Genomic DNA, 15,711 nt, shown 5'->3' with positions numbered 1-15,711 from the left:
TTCTCATCCGATGCTTTATTGGCTGGTCGATCTGTCGGACAAATTTTCGGCCCTGAACGTTTTCCGTTACATCACCTTCCGTACCGGCGGCGCGATGATCACGTCGGCACTGTTCGTCTTCATTGCCGGTTCGCCGATCATCGACTGGCTGCGCATGCGCCAGGGTCGCGGTCAACCGATTCGCGCCGATGGTCCTCAATCGCATCTGAAGACGAAGATCGGCACGCCGACCATGGGCGGTCTGATGATCCTCTTCGGTGTGACCATGGCGACCGTATTGTGGGCCAATCCGTCCAACCGCTATGTCTGGATCGTGCTCGGCGTCACATTATGCTTCGGCGCCATTGGTTTTTATGATGATCTGCTGAAAGTCCGGAAGCAGAAGAGCGACACCGGCTTCACCGGCCGCATGCGGCTTTCGTTGGAAGCGATCGTGGCCATTGCCGCGTGCGTCGCCATCGCGCAGCTCGCGCGCCCGCCCTTCGGAACATCGCTGGTCTTTCCGTTCCTGAAAGACTTCGTGGTCAATATGGGCTGGTTCTATGTCATTTTCGGCGCCTTCATCATCATCGGCGCCGGCAATGCGGTGAACCTCACCGACGGTCTCGACGGCCTCGCCATCGTGCCGGTGATGATCGCGGCCATGTCCTTCGGCATGATCGCCTATCTCTCCGGCAACGTCGTCTTCGCCGACTATCTGCAGATTCACTATGTCGCTGGCTCCGGCGAATTGGCGGTGCTGTGCGGCGCGGTGGTCGGCGCGGGCCTTGGCTTTCTCTGGTTCAACGCGCCGCCGGCCTCGATCTTCATGGGCGACACCGGCTCGCTGGCGATGGGCGGGATGATCGGCACCATTGCGGTTGCCACCAAGCACGAGATCGCGCTCGCCATCATCGGCGGGCTGTTCGTGCTCGAGGCGGTGTCGGTGATCGTGCAGGTGGTGTCATTCAAACTGACCGGTCGGCGCGTCTTTGAAATGGCGCCGATCCACCATCATTACGAGAAGAAGGGCTGGACCGAGCCGCAGATTGTGATCCGCTTCTGGATCATTTCCATCGTGCTGGCGCTGATCGGCCTGTCGACGCTGAAATTGCGCTGACGGCGCGACCCATGACACCGGTCACCTCATTCAAAGGCAGGCGCGTTGCCGTGTTTGGCCTCGGCTCCTCCGGCTTGTCCTCGGCGAAAGCGCTGATGGCGGGCGGCGCCGATGTGCTCGTGTGGGACGATTCCGAAAAAAGCCGCGAAGCGGCGTCGCGCGAGAGCATTCCCGTTGGCGATCTGAAGGATGCCGACTGGAAGAGATTCGACGGGCTCGTTCTCGCACCGGGCGTGCCGCTCACGCATCCGGAGCCACACTGGACCGTCAAGCGCGCGCAGCAGCACAATGTCGAGGTCATCGGCGATGTGGAACTGTATTTCCGCGAGCGCGCGGCGCTGGCGCCGGCGGCGCCATTTGTCGCGATCACCGGCACTAACGGCAAATCCACCACCACCGCGCTGATCGCGCATGTTCTCAAAAGCGCCGGCCGTGACGTGCAGGTCGGCGGCAATCTCGGCACGCCGATCCTGGCGCTGGACCCGCCGAGTGACGATCGCTTTCATGTGATCGAGATGTCATCCTACCAGATCGACCTGACGCCGTCGCTCAACCCGACGATCGGCATCATGCTCAACGTCACGCCCGATCATCTCGACCGGCATGGCACCATGGAGCGTTACGCCTTCATCAAGTCGCGCGTGCCCGGCCGCGCAAAATTTCCGGTGATCGGCATCGACGACGATTATGGGCGAGAGATGGCGCGTAACCTCGCAGCGACCGGCAAGGGCGTGATCCGGATTTCGACAAAGGACATGCCCGCGCAGGGCTATCTCGCGGGCGAGACGCACATCTATCGCGTCGTCGGTGCGGATGCAGAAGAAGTCGCGGATCTCGCCGGCATCGGCTCGCTGCGCGGGATGCACAACGCGCAGAACGCGATGGCCGCGGTCGCGGCCTGCACGGCGCTTGGCCTCGACGACGAGCGCATCCGGAAAGGTCTGCAGTCCTTCCCCGGTCTTGCCCATCGCATGGAAGAGGTCGGCCGCGAGGGCAATGTGCTCTTTGTCAACGATTCGAAAGCGACCAATGCCGATTCCGCCGCCAAGGCGCTCGGCTCCTTCAGCAACATCTATTGGATCGCGGGCGGCAAGCCGAAGGAGGGCGGCATCGCGCCGCTCGCCGAATTCTTCCCGCGCGTCCGCAAGGCCTATCTGATCGGCGAGGCGGCGCAGGACTTTGCAGAAACGCTGGCCGGCAAGGTGCCGTTCGAAATTGTCGAGACCCTGGACCGCGCCGTGCCGCAGGCCGCAGCGGATGCCGCGAAGGATGGCGGCGAGGCGGTGGTACTGCTGTCGCCGGCCTGCGCCTCGTTCGATCAATACCGCAATTTCGAAGTGCGCGGCGACGCCTTCCGTGAATTGGTGAAGGCGTTGCCGGGGCTGGTCCCCTAGGCCCTCGCGCACTATCTTGCGATCGAAGGAGAGACGCGGAATGCATTCTCACTCGATCGAACCTTGGCAACACCGGCATGTGTTTCTTGGTGCGTCGCATGCGCGGCACGAGCGCAGGGTCTGGCTCGTGGTTGGCCTGACGGCGATCATGATGGTCGCCGAAATCGCCGCCGGCACGATATTTGGCTCGATGGCCCTGCTTGCGGACGGCTGGCACATGTCCACGCATGCCGCCGCCTTGTCCATTTCCGCCTTCGCCTATCGCTTCGCGCGCAAGCACGCCGACGATGCGCAGTTTTCCTTCGGTACCGGCAAGGTCGGAGAATTGGCTGCGTTTGCCAGCGCCTGCATTCTCGGCCTGATCGCGGTTCTCATTGCCTATGAGAGCCTTGTGCGCCTGTTTTCTCCAGTCTCGATCCGTTTCAACGAGGCGCTGACCGTCGCCGTCATCGGCCTCCTGGTCAATCTGGTCAGCGCCTGGCTTCTGTTCGACGACGAGGATCACCACCGCCACCACCATCATGACGATCACGCCGGTCATCATCATCACCACCACAGCCATGACAGCAACATCCGCGCCGCCTATCTGCACGTCGTGGCCGACGCGCTGACCTCGATTCTCGCTATCGTCGCGCTTCTGGTCGGCCGCTTTCAGGGCTGGGTCTTCCTCGACCCTGTTATTGGCATTGTCGGCGCGCTGGTCATCGCGCGCTGGTCGGTGGGATTGCTGCGGTCGGTGGGCGCCGTGCTGCTCGACATGGAGCCGCAGAACGGGCTTGCCGCCGAGATACGCGAGAAACTCGAAATTGAAGGCGACCGCGTCGCCGATCTGCATTTGTGGCAGTTGGGCCCGGGCCATATGGGCGTGATCGCCTGTATCGTCAGCGATCGTCCCAAGACGCCGGAGATCTACAAGGCGCGGCTGCAAGGCCTCGACACTCTTTCGCATATTACCGTCGAGGTGCAGGCATGCGCGTCGCCTCCGGTTGCTGCCTGATCCTTTGACGGGCGGGATCTGCGTTCGTTAATCAAACCTAAACACAATCAGGCGACCACTAGCGTTCGGGGAGTCGCATGGTTTCGCGCACGCAACGCACGCCTTTCGCGGAATGGTGGTGGACGGTCGATCGCCTGACACTGGCGGCGATTTTCGCGTTGATGCTGGCCGGCATCATTCTTCTTCTGGCCGCGAGTTCTCCGGTGGCGACCAAGCTCGGACTTGACCCGTTCCATTTCGTCAACCGCCAGATTCTCTATCTCATTCCCGCCATCGCCATCATGATGGGCACCTCGTTCCTGTCGCCGCGGCAGATACGGCGGCTGGCGCTCCTCGTCTTTGTCATTTCCACCCTGATGCTGGCGGCGACGCTGTTCGTCGGCGCCGAGATCAAGGGCGCGCGGCGCTGGATCGTGCTGCTCGGCCTCAATATCCAGCCGTCGGAATTCGTGAAGCCGGCCTTTGTCATTCTCATTGCCTGGCTGTTCGCCGAATCGGCGCACCGCCCGGAAATGCCGGCGAATTCCATCGCGCTGCTGTTGCTGGGGGTGATTGGAAGCCTGCTGGTGATGCAGCCGGACTTCGGACAAACCATGCTGGTCGCCATGGTCTGGGGCGCGCTGTTCTTCATCGCCGGCATGCGCGTGATCTGGGTGATCGGGCTGGGCGGCACCGCCATTCTTGGTCTGACCGTCGCCTATTTCACCGTTCCGCATGTCGCACGCCGCTTCAAGCGCTTCATGGATCCTTCCTCCGGGGACACCTTCCAGATCGACAACGCTGTCGAGTCCTTCGTGCGCGGGGGCTGGTTCGGCCAGGGGCCGGGCGAGGGCGTGGTCAAGCGCATTCTGCCGGACAGCCATGCCGACTTCATCTTCGCGGTGGCGGCGGAGGAATTCGGCGTGGTGCTGTGCATCGTGCTGGTCGCGCTGTTCACCTTCATCGTGGTGCGCGCGCTGGCGCGGGCGATGCGCAACGAAGATGCGTTCTCGCGCTTCGCCGCGACCGGTCTCGCCGTTCTGTTCGGCGCGCAATCGGCGATCAACATGGCGGTGAACCTGCATCTCATCCCGGCCAAGGGCATGACGCTGCCGTTCATCTCCTATGGCGGCTCCTCGCTGCTCTCGCTGGCTTACGGCATGGGCATGCTGCTGGCGCTGACGCGCGAGCGCCCGCGCGCCGAGCAACTCACCAGCCGCGGGCATTTCAGGCCGGTGAGTAGCACCGCTTAGGCTGGCTGCCTTGACAGTGTCCCGTCATCGCCGGGTACTCCCGGCATCCCACTTCTTTGTTGCTGAAACGCTGCCAAGGCGTCACGCCCGCGACATGCGCGGGCCTGACGACTTCGAGATCATCTCGCTTTGACAACGTGTCCACCGTGCTGCTGGCTTGAGGGCACGTTTTTTTGTATGACCAACCCGTCTTTGGCGTGATCACGGGATAACTGCATGACAGGCGGTCGGCCGCTGGTGCTCCTCGCCGCCGGCGGCACCGGCGGGCATCTGTTTCCCGCCGAGGCGCTGAGCGCGGCACTGCTGCGGCATGGTGCTGAGGTCGCGCTGGCGACCGATGCGCGGGCGGCAAAATTCGGCGACAGGTTCTCGCAAGTGCATGTCATCCCCAGCGCAACCCTGCGCGGTCGCGATCCGATCTCGCTCGCGCGCACGGCGGGCACCCTCGCATTCGGTGTCGCCAAGGCGTTTGCGATGCTCGGCCGCGTGCAGCCATCTGTGGTCGTCGGCTTCGGCGGCTATCCGAGCGTGCCGCCCTTGCTCGCCGCCGGCTTGCGCAAAATCCCGACCGTGATCCATGAGCAGAACGCGGTGATGGGCCGCGCCAACAAATTTCTGGCGCCGCGTGTGACCGCGATCGCCACCGGCTTTGCCGGCGTCACCGATCGCGATCCGCCGCTCGCCGCCAAGACGACGCATGTCGGCAATCCGGTGCGCCCCGCAGTGATCGATGCCGCCTCGACGCCCTACGACATTCCGAAATCCGATGGCGCCTTCCGCGTGCTGGTCTTCGGCGGCAGCCAGGGCGCGCGCATCATGTCGGAGATCGTGCCGCCTGCCGTCGCGCGGCTCGACGAGCATCTGAAGATGCGGCTGAGGATCGTGCAGCAGGCACGCGAGGAAGATCTGCCGGCGGTGCGCGAGGCCTATGCGCAGGCCGGAGTCAAAGCGGATGTCGCGCCGTTCTTCGGCGATCTCCCGGCGCGCATGGCGGATGCGCATCTCGTGATCTCGCGCTCCGGCGCGTCCACCGTCGCCGAACTCGCCGCCATCGGACGCCCGGCAATTCTCGTGCCGCTGCCGCATGCGCTGGATCAGGACCAGGCCGCCAACGCCGCCGTGCTGGAAGAGGCCGGCGGCGCAATCCGCCTGCTGCAGCCCGATTTCACGCCCGGCCGTCTCGCGACCGACATGGCCGACCTCGCCGGCGACCCCGAACGCCTCGCAAACATGGCGAAATCGGCGAAATCAGCGGGCACGCTTGACGCGGCGGCCCGTCTGGCCGAATTGGTACTGAGGGTGGGTAAAAACCTAAGGCCCTGAACTCCAATTCGTCATGCCCGGCCTTGTGCCGGGCATCCCGCTTAGGGATGCCGTGCCTTTCTAAGCGAGATGGCATCGCAACTCGGGCTTGCCCGAGTTGCGTCAAGTTTGTAGCCGAAGTCGCGTAAACCCGACTTCGAGCGACAAGCCCGGCCATGACGCCTCTATAGGAATGTGAATGAAACTTCCGCGCGACATCGGCCCGATCCATTTTGTCGGCATCGGGGGCATCGGCATGAGCGGCATCGCCGAGGTGCTGGCCAATCTGGGCTACAAGGTGACCGGCTCGGATGTCGCCGAGAGCGCCAACGTGAAGCGGCTGCGCGAGAAGGGGATCGGCATCGTGGTCGGCCACGATGCTGGGAATGTCGACGACGCCGCGGTGGTGGTCGTTTCCTCTGCCATCAAGAAGGACAATCCTGAACTGATCGCGGCGCGCGGCAAGCGTCTGCCGGTGGTGCGGCGCGCGGAAATGCTCGCCGAGTTGATGCGGCTGAAATCGGCGGTCGCCATCGCCGGCACGCACGGCAAGACCACGACCACCTCGATGGTGGCCGCGTTGTTTGATGCCGGCGGACTCGATCCGACCGTGATCAACGGCGGCATCATCAACGCCTACGGCACCAATGCGCGGCTCGGCGCCGGCGACTGGATGGTGGTGGAAGCCGACGAATCGGACGGCACCTTCCTCAAGCTGCCGGCCGACATCGCCATCGTCACCAATGTCGATCCCGAACATCTCGATCATTTCCAGACCTTCGACGCCGTGAAGGCGGCCTTCCAGGCGTTCGTGGAGAATGTGCCGTTCTACGGCTTTGCGGTGATGTGCACCGATCATCCGGACGTGCAGACGCTGGTCGGCCGCATCGTCGACCGCCGCATCATTACATACGGCGAGAATCCGCAAGCCGATGCGCGGCTGATCGACCTGTCGCATGACAACGGCGCCTCGACCTTCACGGTTGTTTTCCGCGGCCGCGACGGAGCCGGCGAACACACGATCCGCGATCTCACCTTGCCGATGCCGGGCCGCCACAATGCGCTGAATGCCGTCGCCGCCATCACGGTCGCGCACGAGCTCGGTGTGTCGGACGAGCGCATCCGCAAGGCGCTTGCCGCCTTTGGCGGCGTGAGGCGGCGCTTTACCCGCACCGGCGAGTGGAACGGCGTTGCGATTGTTGATGATTACGGTCACCACCCCGTCGAAATCGCGGCGGTGCTGAAAGCCGCGCGCGAATCGAGCAAGGGCAGGGTGGTCGCGGTGATGCAGCCGCACCGCTACACGCGCCTGCAGCAATTGTTCGAACAGTTCTGCACCTGCTTCAACGACGCCGACACCGTGGTCATCGCGGATGTCTACCCCGCCGGCGAAGCGCCCATCGCGGGCATCGATCGCGACCATCTTGTCGCCGGCATGAGGGCGCGGGGACATCGCGATGTGATAGCGCTGGAAAGCTCCGAGAAGCTGGCATCTCTCATCAAGGGCATCGCGCAGCCGGGCGACATGGTTGTGTGCCTCGGCGCCGGCAACATCACGCAATGGGCCTACGCGCTGCCCGGCGAACTGAAGGCGCTGGGAGCGTAGCGGTGAGGGTTTTCGACAAGTCGATTGCCTCTCCATCGTCATGGCTCGCGGATGGCCGGGACAAGCCCTGCCTAGTCTCTCCATTCTCATACCCGGTTACACGGGTGCGGCCTTCGGTCGGCCCGAGTGTAAACTTGTGCCGGGCAAGAGGCTGCGCCGCCGTGTTCGCATCGCGTGGATGGCGGGCAAGCCCGGCCATGAGGGGGAATGGTTGGTGCCCGCATGACCTTTCCTGACATCACCGCCGACATGAAAGCGAAGATGCCGCAATTGCGCGGACGGCTGATCGCCAACCAGCCGCTCGCCGATCTCACCTGGTTTCGCGTCGGTGGGCCGGCGCAGGTGTTGTTCACGCCCGAGGACGAAAGCGATCTCGCTTACTTTCTGCAGAACCTGCCGGCTGACATTCCCGTCATCGTCGTCGGTCTCGGCTCCAACCTGATCGTGCGCGACGGCGGCGTGCCCGGCGTCGTGATCCGGCTTGGCCGCGGCTTCAGCGACATCACGGTGGAAGAGGGCGCACGCATCCGCGTCGGCACCGCGGTGCCGGATGTGAAGGTGGCGCGAGCGGCGCAGGAGGCCGGCATTGCCGGTCTTTCCTTCATGCGTGGCATTCCCGGCGGCGTCGGCGGCGCGCTGCGCATGAATGGCGGTGCCTATGGCCGCGAGACCAAAGATGCGTTGATCGAGGCGCGCGGCGTCGACCGCGCCGGCAGGCTGCATGTCTTCAAGAATGGCGACATGCATTACACCTATCGCCATTGCGGCGCGCCCGAGGACATCATTTTCACGCAGGCGCTGTTCCAGGGCGCACCGGGCGACCGCGCGGCGATCGCCGCGGAGATGGACAAGATCACCGAGGCGCGTGAGTCAACGCAGCCGATCAAGAGCCGTACCGGCGGCTCCACCTTCAAGAATCCGGAAGGCCACAAGGCCTGGCAATTGATCGACGCCGCCGGCTGCCGCGGCCTCGTCGTCGGCGACGCGCAGGTCTCCGAATTGCACTGCAACTTCCTAATCAATCGCGGCAACGCGACCGCGCATGACATCGAGACGCTGGGCGAGACCGTGCGCCGGCGCGTGCAGGAGAATTCCGGCGTGACGCTGGAATGGGAAATCAAGCGCATCGGAGTGGCGCAATGAGCAAACACGTCGCCGTTCTCATGGGAGGCTGGTCGGCCGAGCGCGAGGTGTCGCTGCGCTCGGGGGCTGCCTGCGCAGCCGCCGCCGAGCGTGCCGGCTATCGCGTCACCCGCATCGACGTTGAGCGCGATATCGCGACCGTGCTGCAAAATCTCAAGCCCGACGTTGCGCTCAACGTGCTGCACGGCCGTCCCGGCGAGGACGGCACGTTGCAGGGCGTGCTGGAAGTGATCGGCATTCCCTACACGCATTCCGGGGTGCTGGCGTCCTCGCTCGCCATGCAGAAGGATCTCGCCAAGATCATGCTGAAGGCGGCCGGCGTGCCGGTGCCTGAGGGGATGGTTGTGTCGCGTTTCGAGGCGGCGAAGCAGCACGTGCTGCCGCGGCCCTATGTGATCAAGCCGATCGCCGAAGGCTCGAGCGTCGGCGTCTTCATCGTCACCGACAAGCACGAACATCCGCCGCAGGAATTGTTCCGCGAGGACTGGACCTTTGGCGAGACGGTGTTGTGCGAGCAGTATATTCCCGGCAAGGAATTGACCTGCGCGGTGATGGGGGAGACGGCTTTGGGCGTGATCGAAATCGTGCCGAAGGTGCGCTTCTACGATTACGAGGCGAAATATGCGCCGGGCGGCTCCGAGCACGTCCTGCCGGCAAAGATTCCACCCGACGTTTATGAAGAGATACGGCGCCTCACGCTCGCCGCGCATCGCGCGCTTGGCTGCCGCGGCGTGACGCGCGCCGATTTCCGCTACGATGACACGGCGGGCAGGCAGGGCCTCGCCTGTCTCGAGGTCAACACCCAGCCGGGCATGACCGAGACCTCGCTGGTGCCGGAGCTCGCCGCGCATGCCGGCATCAGCTTCGAGGAGCTGGTGCGCTGGATGATAGAGGACGCTTCGCTCGGGCGGTGAACGGCGGTGGCAGGTTGGGTTAAACCGGCCACGGCCGAGCGACAGGTCCGAACCTTCGCGCCGCGCGTAACCCAACGTGATGGGTTTCGCTTGCGCTCAACCCATCCTGCTGATTCTCGGCCCCCGATACCGCGGCGCCGTCTCAGCCTGCGGCGTCCTTGATTGCGGTTTCGAAGCTCGCGGCGTCGAACGCCGGCATGCTTTGAATCCGGCCCAGGCCCTGCGTCGAGTACCAGACTGAAAACGCGAGCATCGCCTCCGGAGACGGAGCATCGACGATGTCGACGAAATCGTAATAGCCCTGCGTGTAATGGATCGACTCGATCTTGATGCCAAGCTTGTCGAGCTTTGCCCTGGCTTTGCCGGTCCGCTCTGACTGCTTGCTGGCCCATTCCGCGCTGAGATTGCCGAGCAGCACATATTTCATGGCCACCTCCCGATCATTGGTCATGTCGCGAAGGACTGTTGAAACTATACGCCTTCCGGCGACCCGCGCCCATCCGGTACCTCGCCATGCGGCGTGTGCTTGCGCATCACAATAGCGCGACACATGTCCTGCCGCTGATCGCCAATAGATAAAATGGTGCGATACGCTTCGCTGTCGCACCCTGCGGGCTGGAACCCGGGGAACCAGGGCAGCGTTCCATTTGCAGCCGAGATGAGGCTTGCGATGGCTCGGCCTGCGGAGCGCAACTTCACGATCAATTTTGGGCCTCAGCATCCTGCAGCCCACGGCGTGCTGCGGCTTGTGCTCGAGCTCGACGGCGAGGTGGTCGAGCGGGTCGATCCACATATCGGCTTGCTGCATCGCGGCACTGAGAAGCTGATCGAGCACAAGACCTATCTGCAGGCGATCCCCTATTTCGACCGGCTCGATTACGTCGCGCCGATGAATCAGGAACATGCCTTCTGCCTCGCGACCGAGAAGCTTCTTGGCATCACCGTGCCGAAGCGCGGGCAGTTGATCCGCGTGCTCTATTGCGAGATCGGACGGCTGCTCTCGCATCTCCTCAACGTCACAACGCAAGCGCTCGATGTCGGCGCGCTCACCCCGCCGCTCTGGGGCTTCGAGGAACGCGAGAAACTGATGGTGTTCTATGAGAAGGCGTCGGGCGCGCGCATGCATGCCAACTATTTCCGCATCGGTGGCGTGCACCAGGATCTGCCGCCGAAGCTGCTCGATGACATCTGGGCCTTCTGCGATCCCTTCCTCAAGGTTGTCGACGATCTCGATGCCCTGCTCACCGGCAACCGCATCTTCAAGCAGCGCAATGTCGATATCGGCGTGGTGAAGCTGGAAGACGCCTGGGCCTGGGTATTTTCCGGCGTGATGGTGCGCGGCTCCGGTGCCGTCTGGGATTTGCGCAAGGCGCAACCCTACGAGTGCTATCCCGAGCTCGATTTCGATATTCCGGTCGGCAAGAACGGCGACTGCTACGACCGCTACCTCATCCGCATGGAAGAGATGCGCCAGTCGGTGCGCATCATGAAGCAGTGCCTCGAGAAACTAAGACTGCCCGAAGGGCAGGGGCCTGTAATCATTCAGGACAACAAGATTGCCCCGCCGCCACGCGCCGAAATGAAGCGCTCGATGGAGGCGCTGATTCACCATTTCAAGCTTTACACCGAAGGGCACCGTGTTCCTGCCGGCGAGGTCTATGCGGCGGTCGAGGCGCCGAAGGGCGAGTTCGGCGTCTATCTCGTCTCCGACGGCACCAACCGGCCCTACAAGTGCAAGATTCGAGCCCCTTCTTTCGCCCATCTCCAGGCGATGGACTATCTGAGCCGCGGGCACATGCTGGCCGATGTCGCGGCCATCATCGGCTCACTCGACATTGTGTTCGGAGAGATCGATCGATAAAACCGAAACCCGGGATAGCAAGGTCAACTCGCTTCGCTTCATGCGGGCTTCTTGCCGAGATTGCCGAGCAGCACATATTTCATGCATCTTGGTCATGTCGCGAAGGACTATTGAAATTATACGCTTTCCGGCGACCCGCGCCCATCCGGTAAGGCGCTCGCGCATCACAAAGACCTGATCCGCGGCCCCTGGTGCCGCGGCGCCGTCAGTTCCGTCACCGCCCAGACCAGCGCATCGAGCCGGTCGGGAGACCGGCCGTCGGACAATCCGTTCAGTCCGAAATCGCACATCTGGTCCTCCAGTTGTTCCAGCGGCGGGTCGAGATGCTTCACCCGTCCCTGCGCATACATCGCGGCGACAGGTTCGGCGCGCAGATATTTGCCGCGGGTCGCATGCACGATCTTGAGCGGCACCGACGCATCCACCTCGCGCAACACCGCGCGCACCATCTCGCCGCCCTGATTGACCTCCGCCACCATGATGTCGGCCTTGAGCCGGCGGTAGAGCGCGATCGCCTTGCTCGCCCAGCCCGCCGGCGGCAGGCCGTGCACCGTCGCGTCCGCAAGCACATACACGCAGCCGTCCTCGCTGCGCCCCGCCGCGACAATGCCGCAGGCATTGGCGCCATCGCGCGATGACGCGGGCGGATCGATGCCGATGACGATCCGCACCAGCGGCGGCGCGGCGACGACGCGGGCGCGTTCGATGGTCTCGCGCGACCACAGCGCGTCCGGCCGGTCCTCGATGATCTCGCCGTCGATTTCCTGGCGTCCGAGCCGCGTGCCGGCATAGCGGCCGATCACCTCGTCGATAAAGGCCGGAGACAGATGCGCGGCATTCGCGTGTGTCGTCGCGCGCGTTACCGCTGTGCGCGGATCGGCGATTAGCCGCTTGAGCAGTGGAATCGGGCGTGGCGTCGTGGTGATGAGCTGGCGCGGATGCCGTCCCAGCCGCAGCGCGAATTGCAGCATGTCGAACGTCGCCTCGGCGTTGTGCCACTTGGCGAGTTCGTCGCACCACGCCGCGTCGAATTGCGGCCCGCGCAGGCTGTCGGGGTCTTCCGAGGAGAAGAGCTCCGCCACCGCGCCGTTCGGCCATTCCAGCCGCCGGCGCGAGGAGAGCCAGATCGGCCGCTCCGCGCGCGGCGAAATGCGCAGCAGACCGGATTCGCCTTCGATCATCACCGCACGGGCATCAAGCATGCTTTCGCCGACCAACGCGATGCGGCGGTGCCGACGCTCGGCATAAGGCGGCGTGCCATGCACCAGCGCGCGTATCCATTCGGCGCCGAGCCGCGTCTTGCCGGCGCCGCGGCCAAAGACGGGGTGCAGCTCAGGGCCTTTATGAGTTCAATAGTGGAATGGATCAAAGATCCTTCACGAAAAGGTACTGCTTGACGGCCAATACCTTTAACCTCCAATTAATCTCAATTTTTACCGAAACTTTACCAAGAAGCCCGAAGACTGACTCTCTCAGTGCATTGCGCCCTAGCTTGTCGGGGTGTGACGCGCGCTGATGCCCGCTGCCGATCGTGGCAGGGGATGAGGGGGCCGGCCTGCCAGGACGCGATCGCCGCCGGGCATGAGCGAACGTCCCTCGTTCCCGAGCTGGCCGCGCATGCGGGGGTAACGTTCGAAGAGTTTTGTAAGATGGATGATCGAGGACGCCTCGCTCAATCGCTGAAGCGGCCCCATGTCTTCGCCCGTCTCGGGCGCGCGATCCATCGTCTCGCTTCCACGCTCGAAAATCGCATTCCGCGCGGCGCCGGCCATGTGGCGGCTTTCACGCTGATCGCCGCGAGTGTCGCTTATGGTTCCGTGCGCGGCGGCCATGTCGATACCATCGTCGTGCAGTTCAAGGATGCGCGCGACGCCCTCGCCAATGCCGCGGGCTTTTACATTTCCTCCATTGCGCTGGTCGGCCAGGCGCAGCTGACGCGCGAACAGATTCTGGCGACCGCCGGCGTCACCGGCCGCACCTCGCTGCTCTTTCTCAACGCCGACGATGCGCGCCTTCGCCTGAAGGCGAATCCCTGGATCGCCGACGCCACGGTGCTCAAGCTCTATCCCGACCGGCTGCACATCTCGGTGACCGAGCGAAGGCCCTATGCGCTCTGGCAGAAGGACGGTCGCGTCTCGGTCATCGCCGGCGACGGCACCGTGCTTGAAACCTATGTCGATCCGCAATTTGCCAAACTTCCGCTGGTGGTCGGGCAGGGCGCCGCGCAGCGGGCTGCCGATTTTCTCGCGCTCATGGACCGCTATCCGGCGATCCGCGATCAGGCGCGCGCCTATGTGCTGGTCGCCGAGCGGCGCTGGAACATCAAGCTGAAGAACGGCCTCGACGTGCGGCTGCCGGAAGCGCAGCCCGAACGCGCGATCGAGACCCTGATCGCGCTCGACCGCGACAAGAAGCTGCTCACGCGCGACATCACCGCGATCGATCTGCGGCTCGCCGACCGCGTCACGGTGCGCCTGTCGGACGCCGCCGCGCAAGAACGCAACCGTGCACGCGACGAAGCGCTCAAGGACAAGAAGACCAGACGCAAGGCGGGTGACGCATGAACCCTGTTCGTAACACTCTCGCGCTCTCCGTTTTTTCTCCCTCCTCCATGCAACCCGGGCTTGCCCGGGTTGCACATGATCATGCGCAAGTCGGGCAGGCCCGACTTGCGATGGGGGAAGGTTGGGGAGGCGGGTCGGTGTTTGACGTCGACGCTTTTCAAAATCGCGCGACCCCCACCCCAAACCCCTCCCCACAAGGGGGAGGGGAACAAGAGGTGAGCGCCGCATGAACCCGCTCCATTACGGCCTTGCCCCCAAGATGAAGCCGGTGTCGCCGAAGCGGCGCGCGCTGGTCGCCGCGCTCGATCTCGGCACCAGCAAGATCGTGTGCCTGATCGCGCGGCTGCAGCCGCAGTCGCCGCGCCAGGCCTTGCGCCGCCGCAGCCACTCGGTCGAGATCATCGGTCTCGGCCATGTCGAGGCGGCCGGCATGAAGGCCGGCAACGTCACCAATCTCGATCAGGCGGAAGACGCCATTCGTCATGCCGTCGAGCTCGCCGAGCAATCGGCCATAGTGCAGCTTGAGTCGGTTGCGGTCTCCGTCGGCGGTGGCCGGCTGGGCAGTGAGCGCTACACGGCCTCGGTCAATGTCGCCGGTCCGACGGTTTCCGATGGCGATATCGCGCGCCTTCTCTCCGCGGGGAACAGGAATTCGGTGCGCGACGGCCGCGTGGTGCTGCATTCGCTTCCGCTCGGCTACGCGCTTGATGATGTGCGCGGTATTCGGGAACCGCGCGGCATGCTTGCGCGCCATTTCGGTCTCGACATGCATGTTGCGACCGCCGACGCGGCGACGCCGCGCAACCTGATGCTGGCGGTCGAGCAATGCCACCTCGATGTCGAGGCCATGGCCGCCTCGCCCTATGTCGCCGGCTTGTCGGTTCTGGCCGATGACGAATCAGATCTCGGCGCCGCCGTCGTCGATATGGGCGCCGGCACCACCACCATCGCCGTCTTCTCCGGCGGCCGCTTTGTGCATGCCGACGGCTTCGCGCTCGGTGGTCATCACGTCACCATGGATCTGGCCCGCGGACTCAACACACGCATCGCAGATGCCGAGCGAATCAAAGCGATTTATGGCACTGTGTTGTCGGGTGGAGCTGATGAGCGGGACATGATCACAGTGCCAGCGGTGAGCGTCGACCTGCGCGAGCCGCCTCAGGTGATTTCCCGGGCGACGCTGGTGAAAATCATCCAGCCGCGCGTCGAGGAAATCCTGGAAATGGTGCGCGACCGGTTGGCGGCATCTCCCTTTGCCGCCGAGCCTGGCGGCACGGTGGTTTTGACCGGCGGCGCCAGTCAGCTCACCGGACTGACCGAACTTGCTTCGCGCGTTCTGAGGCGTCCGGTCCGGATCGGTCGCCCGCTCGGCATCGCCGGATTGCCGGACGTTGCCAAGGGGCCGGCTTATGCCGTCGCGACAGGGCTCCTGGTGTACCCGCAGGCGGCGCATCTCGAACACTTTGAACCGCGAAGAACGCGGCACCTGATGACAGGAACGGGCGGCTATTTCTCAAGGGTCGGACGATGGCTGAAGGAAAGCTTCTGATGACCCGAACGCAGGATCTCGGGACAGGCCGGCGGCGGACCGGCCGGTGC

The 15,711-nt window shown here is 64.1% G+C and carries 13 protein-coding genes; 11 read left to right on the top strand and 2 right to left on the bottom strand.

The window, feature by feature from the left end; translation table 11 throughout:
* Positions 1–10: 10 nt before the first annotated feature.
* The 8 genes from mraY (at position 11) to RO009_23770 (ending at position 9,687) form a co-directional block, all read left to right on the top strand.
* Complete coding sequence (gene mraY, locus RO009_23805; GenBank protein ID MDT3688056.1) at positions 11–1,099, top strand: phospho-N-acetylmuramoyl-pentapeptide-transferase; 1,089 nt, start codon at positions 11–13, stop codon at positions 1,097–1,099.
* 11 nt (positions 1,100–1,110) lie between these two features.
* Positions 1,111–2,493, top strand: a complete 1,383-nt coding sequence (gene murD, locus RO009_23800) for a UDP-N-acetylmuramoyl-L-alanine--D-glutamate ligase (protein MDT3688055.1) — start codon at positions 1,111–1,113, stop codon at positions 2,491–2,493.
* A 40-nt stretch (positions 2,494–2,533) separates the two neighbouring features.
* A complete protein-coding gene (gene dmeF / locus RO009_23795; GenBank protein ID MDT3688054.1) occupies positions 2,534–3,490 on the top strand; it encodes a CDF family Co(II)/Ni(II) efflux transporter DmeF in 957 nt (318 codons plus the stop codon).
* 77 nt (positions 3,491–3,567) lie between these two features.
* Positions 3,568–4,722, top strand: coding sequence for a putative lipid II flippase FtsW (gene ftsW / locus RO009_23790; GenBank protein ID MDT3688053.1), 1,155 nt, complete (start codon positions 3,568–3,570; stop codon positions 4,720–4,722).
* A gap of 216 nt (positions 4,723–4,938) precedes the next feature.
* Complete coding sequence (gene murG / locus RO009_23785; GenBank protein MDT3688052.1) at positions 4,939–6,045, top strand: undecaprenyldiphospho-muramoylpentapeptide beta-N-acetylglucosaminyltransferase; 1,107 nt, start codon at positions 4,939–4,941, stop codon at positions 6,043–6,045.
* Between the two features lie 178 nt (positions 6,046–6,223).
* Positions 6,224–7,630: a UDP-N-acetylmuramate--L-alanine ligase gene (gene murC, locus RO009_23780; GenBank protein MDT3688051.1), complete on the top strand. Its 1,407-nt coding sequence runs from the start codon at positions 6,224–6,226 to the stop codon at positions 7,628–7,630.
* 222 nt (positions 7,631–7,852) lie between these two features.
* A complete protein-coding gene (gene murB, locus RO009_23775) occupies positions 7,853–8,773 on the top strand; it encodes a UDP-N-acetylmuramate dehydrogenase (protein ID MDT3688050.1) in 921 nt (306 codons plus the stop codon).
* Entirely contained in the window at positions 8,770–9,687 is a 918-nt protein-coding gene (locus tag RO009_23770; GenBank protein ID MDT3688049.1) for a D-alanine--D-alanine ligase, read from the top strand. Before murB ends, RO009_23770 begins: the two co-directional genes overlap by 4 nt.
* A gap of 142 nt (positions 9,688–9,829) precedes the next feature.
* Here RO009_23770 and RO009_23765 read toward each other — a convergent pair whose 3' ends face one another.
* Complete coding sequence (locus RO009_23765; protein ID MDT3688048.1) at positions 9,830–10,114, bottom strand: GYD domain-containing protein; 285 nt, start codon at positions 10,112–10,114, stop codon at positions 9,830–9,832.
* A 243-nt stretch (positions 10,115–10,357) separates the two neighbouring features.
* On the opposite strand from RO009_23765, the gene RO009_23760 reads away from it, so the two are divergent.
* Positions 10,358–11,548, top strand: a complete 1,191-nt coding sequence (locus RO009_23760) for an NADH-quinone oxidoreductase subunit D (protein MDT3688047.1) — start codon at positions 10,358–10,360, stop codon at positions 11,546–11,548.
* 164 nt (positions 11,549–11,712) lie between these two features.
* On the opposite strand, the gene RO009_23755 is transcribed toward RO009_23760, so the two are convergent.
* Complete coding sequence (locus tag RO009_23755) at positions 11,713–12,879, bottom strand: terminase family protein (GenBank protein MDT3688046.1); 1,167 nt, start codon at positions 12,877–12,879, stop codon at positions 11,713–11,715.
* A gap of 318 nt (positions 12,880–13,197) precedes the next feature.
* Between RO009_23755 and RO009_23750 the strand changes: the two genes are divergently transcribed.
* A complete protein-coding gene (locus RO009_23750) occupies positions 13,198–14,112 on the top strand; it encodes an FtsQ-type POTRA domain-containing protein (protein MDT3688045.1) in 915 nt (304 codons plus the stop codon).
* Between the two features lie 226 nt (positions 14,113–14,338).
* On the top strand, positions 14,339–15,661 hold the full coding sequence (gene ftsA, locus RO009_23745) for a cell division protein FtsA (protein ID MDT3688044.1): 1,323 nt from the start codon (positions 14,339–14,341) through the stop codon (positions 15,659–15,661).
* The last annotated feature ends 50 nt before the right edge of the window (positions 15,662–15,711 follow it).

Source organism: Pseudorhodoplanes sp., assembly GCA_032027085.1.
GTDB lineage: Bacteria > Pseudomonadota > Alphaproteobacteria > Rhizobiales > Xanthobacteraceae > Pseudorhodoplanes.
The sequence above is the reverse complement of the archived record's forward strand: the minus strand, read 5'-3'. Positions and strand labels throughout refer to the sequence as shown.

What these genes read in the sequence shown, in the direction of transcription:
- dmeF (MDT3688054.1), top strand. Translation starts at nt 2,534, where the DNA reads ATGCATTCTCACTCGATCGAACCTTGGCAACACCGGCATGTGTTTCTT.
- murC (MDT3688051.1), top strand. Translation starts at nt 6,224, where the DNA reads ATGAAACTTCCGCGCGACATCGGCCCGATCCATTTTGTCGGCATCGGG.
- murB (MDT3688050.1), top strand. Translation starts at nt 7,853, where the DNA reads ATGACCTTTCCTGACATCACCGCCGACATGAAAGCGAAGATGCCGCAA.
- mraY (MDT3688056.1), top strand. Translation starts at nt 11, where the DNA reads ATGCTTTATTGGCTGGTCGATCTGTCGGACAAATTTTCGGCCCTGAAC.
- RO009_23770 (MDT3688049.1), top strand. Translation starts at nt 8,770, where the DNA reads ATGAGCAAACACGTCGCCGTTCTCATGGGAGGCTGGTCGGCCGAGCGC.
- RO009_23750 (MDT3688045.1), top strand. Translation starts at nt 13,198, where the DNA reads ATGGATGATCGAGGACGCCTCGCTCAATCGCTGAAGCGGCCCCATGTC.
- RO009_23760 (MDT3688047.1), top strand. Translation starts at nt 10,358, where the DNA reads ATGGCTCGGCCTGCGGAGCGCAACTTCACGATCAATTTTGGGCCTCAG.
- murG (MDT3688052.1), top strand. Translation starts at nt 4,939, where the DNA reads ATGACAGGCGGTCGGCCGCTGGTGCTCCTCGCCGCCGGCGGCACCGGC.
- murD (MDT3688055.1), top strand. Translation starts at nt 1,111, where the DNA reads ATGACACCGGTCACCTCATTCAAAGGCAGGCGCGTTGCCGTGTTTGGC.
- ftsW (MDT3688053.1), top strand. Translation starts at nt 3,568, where the DNA reads ATGGTTTCGCGCACGCAACGCACGCCTTTCGCGGAATGGTGGTGGACG.
- ftsA (MDT3688044.1), top strand. Translation starts at nt 14,339, where the DNA reads ATGAACCCGCTCCATTACGGCCTTGCCCCCAAGATGAAGCCGGTGTCG.
- RO009_23765 (MDT3688048.1), bottom strand. Translation starts at nt 10,114, where the DNA reads ATGAAATATGTGCTGCTCGGCAATCTCAGCGCGGAATGGGCCAGCAAG.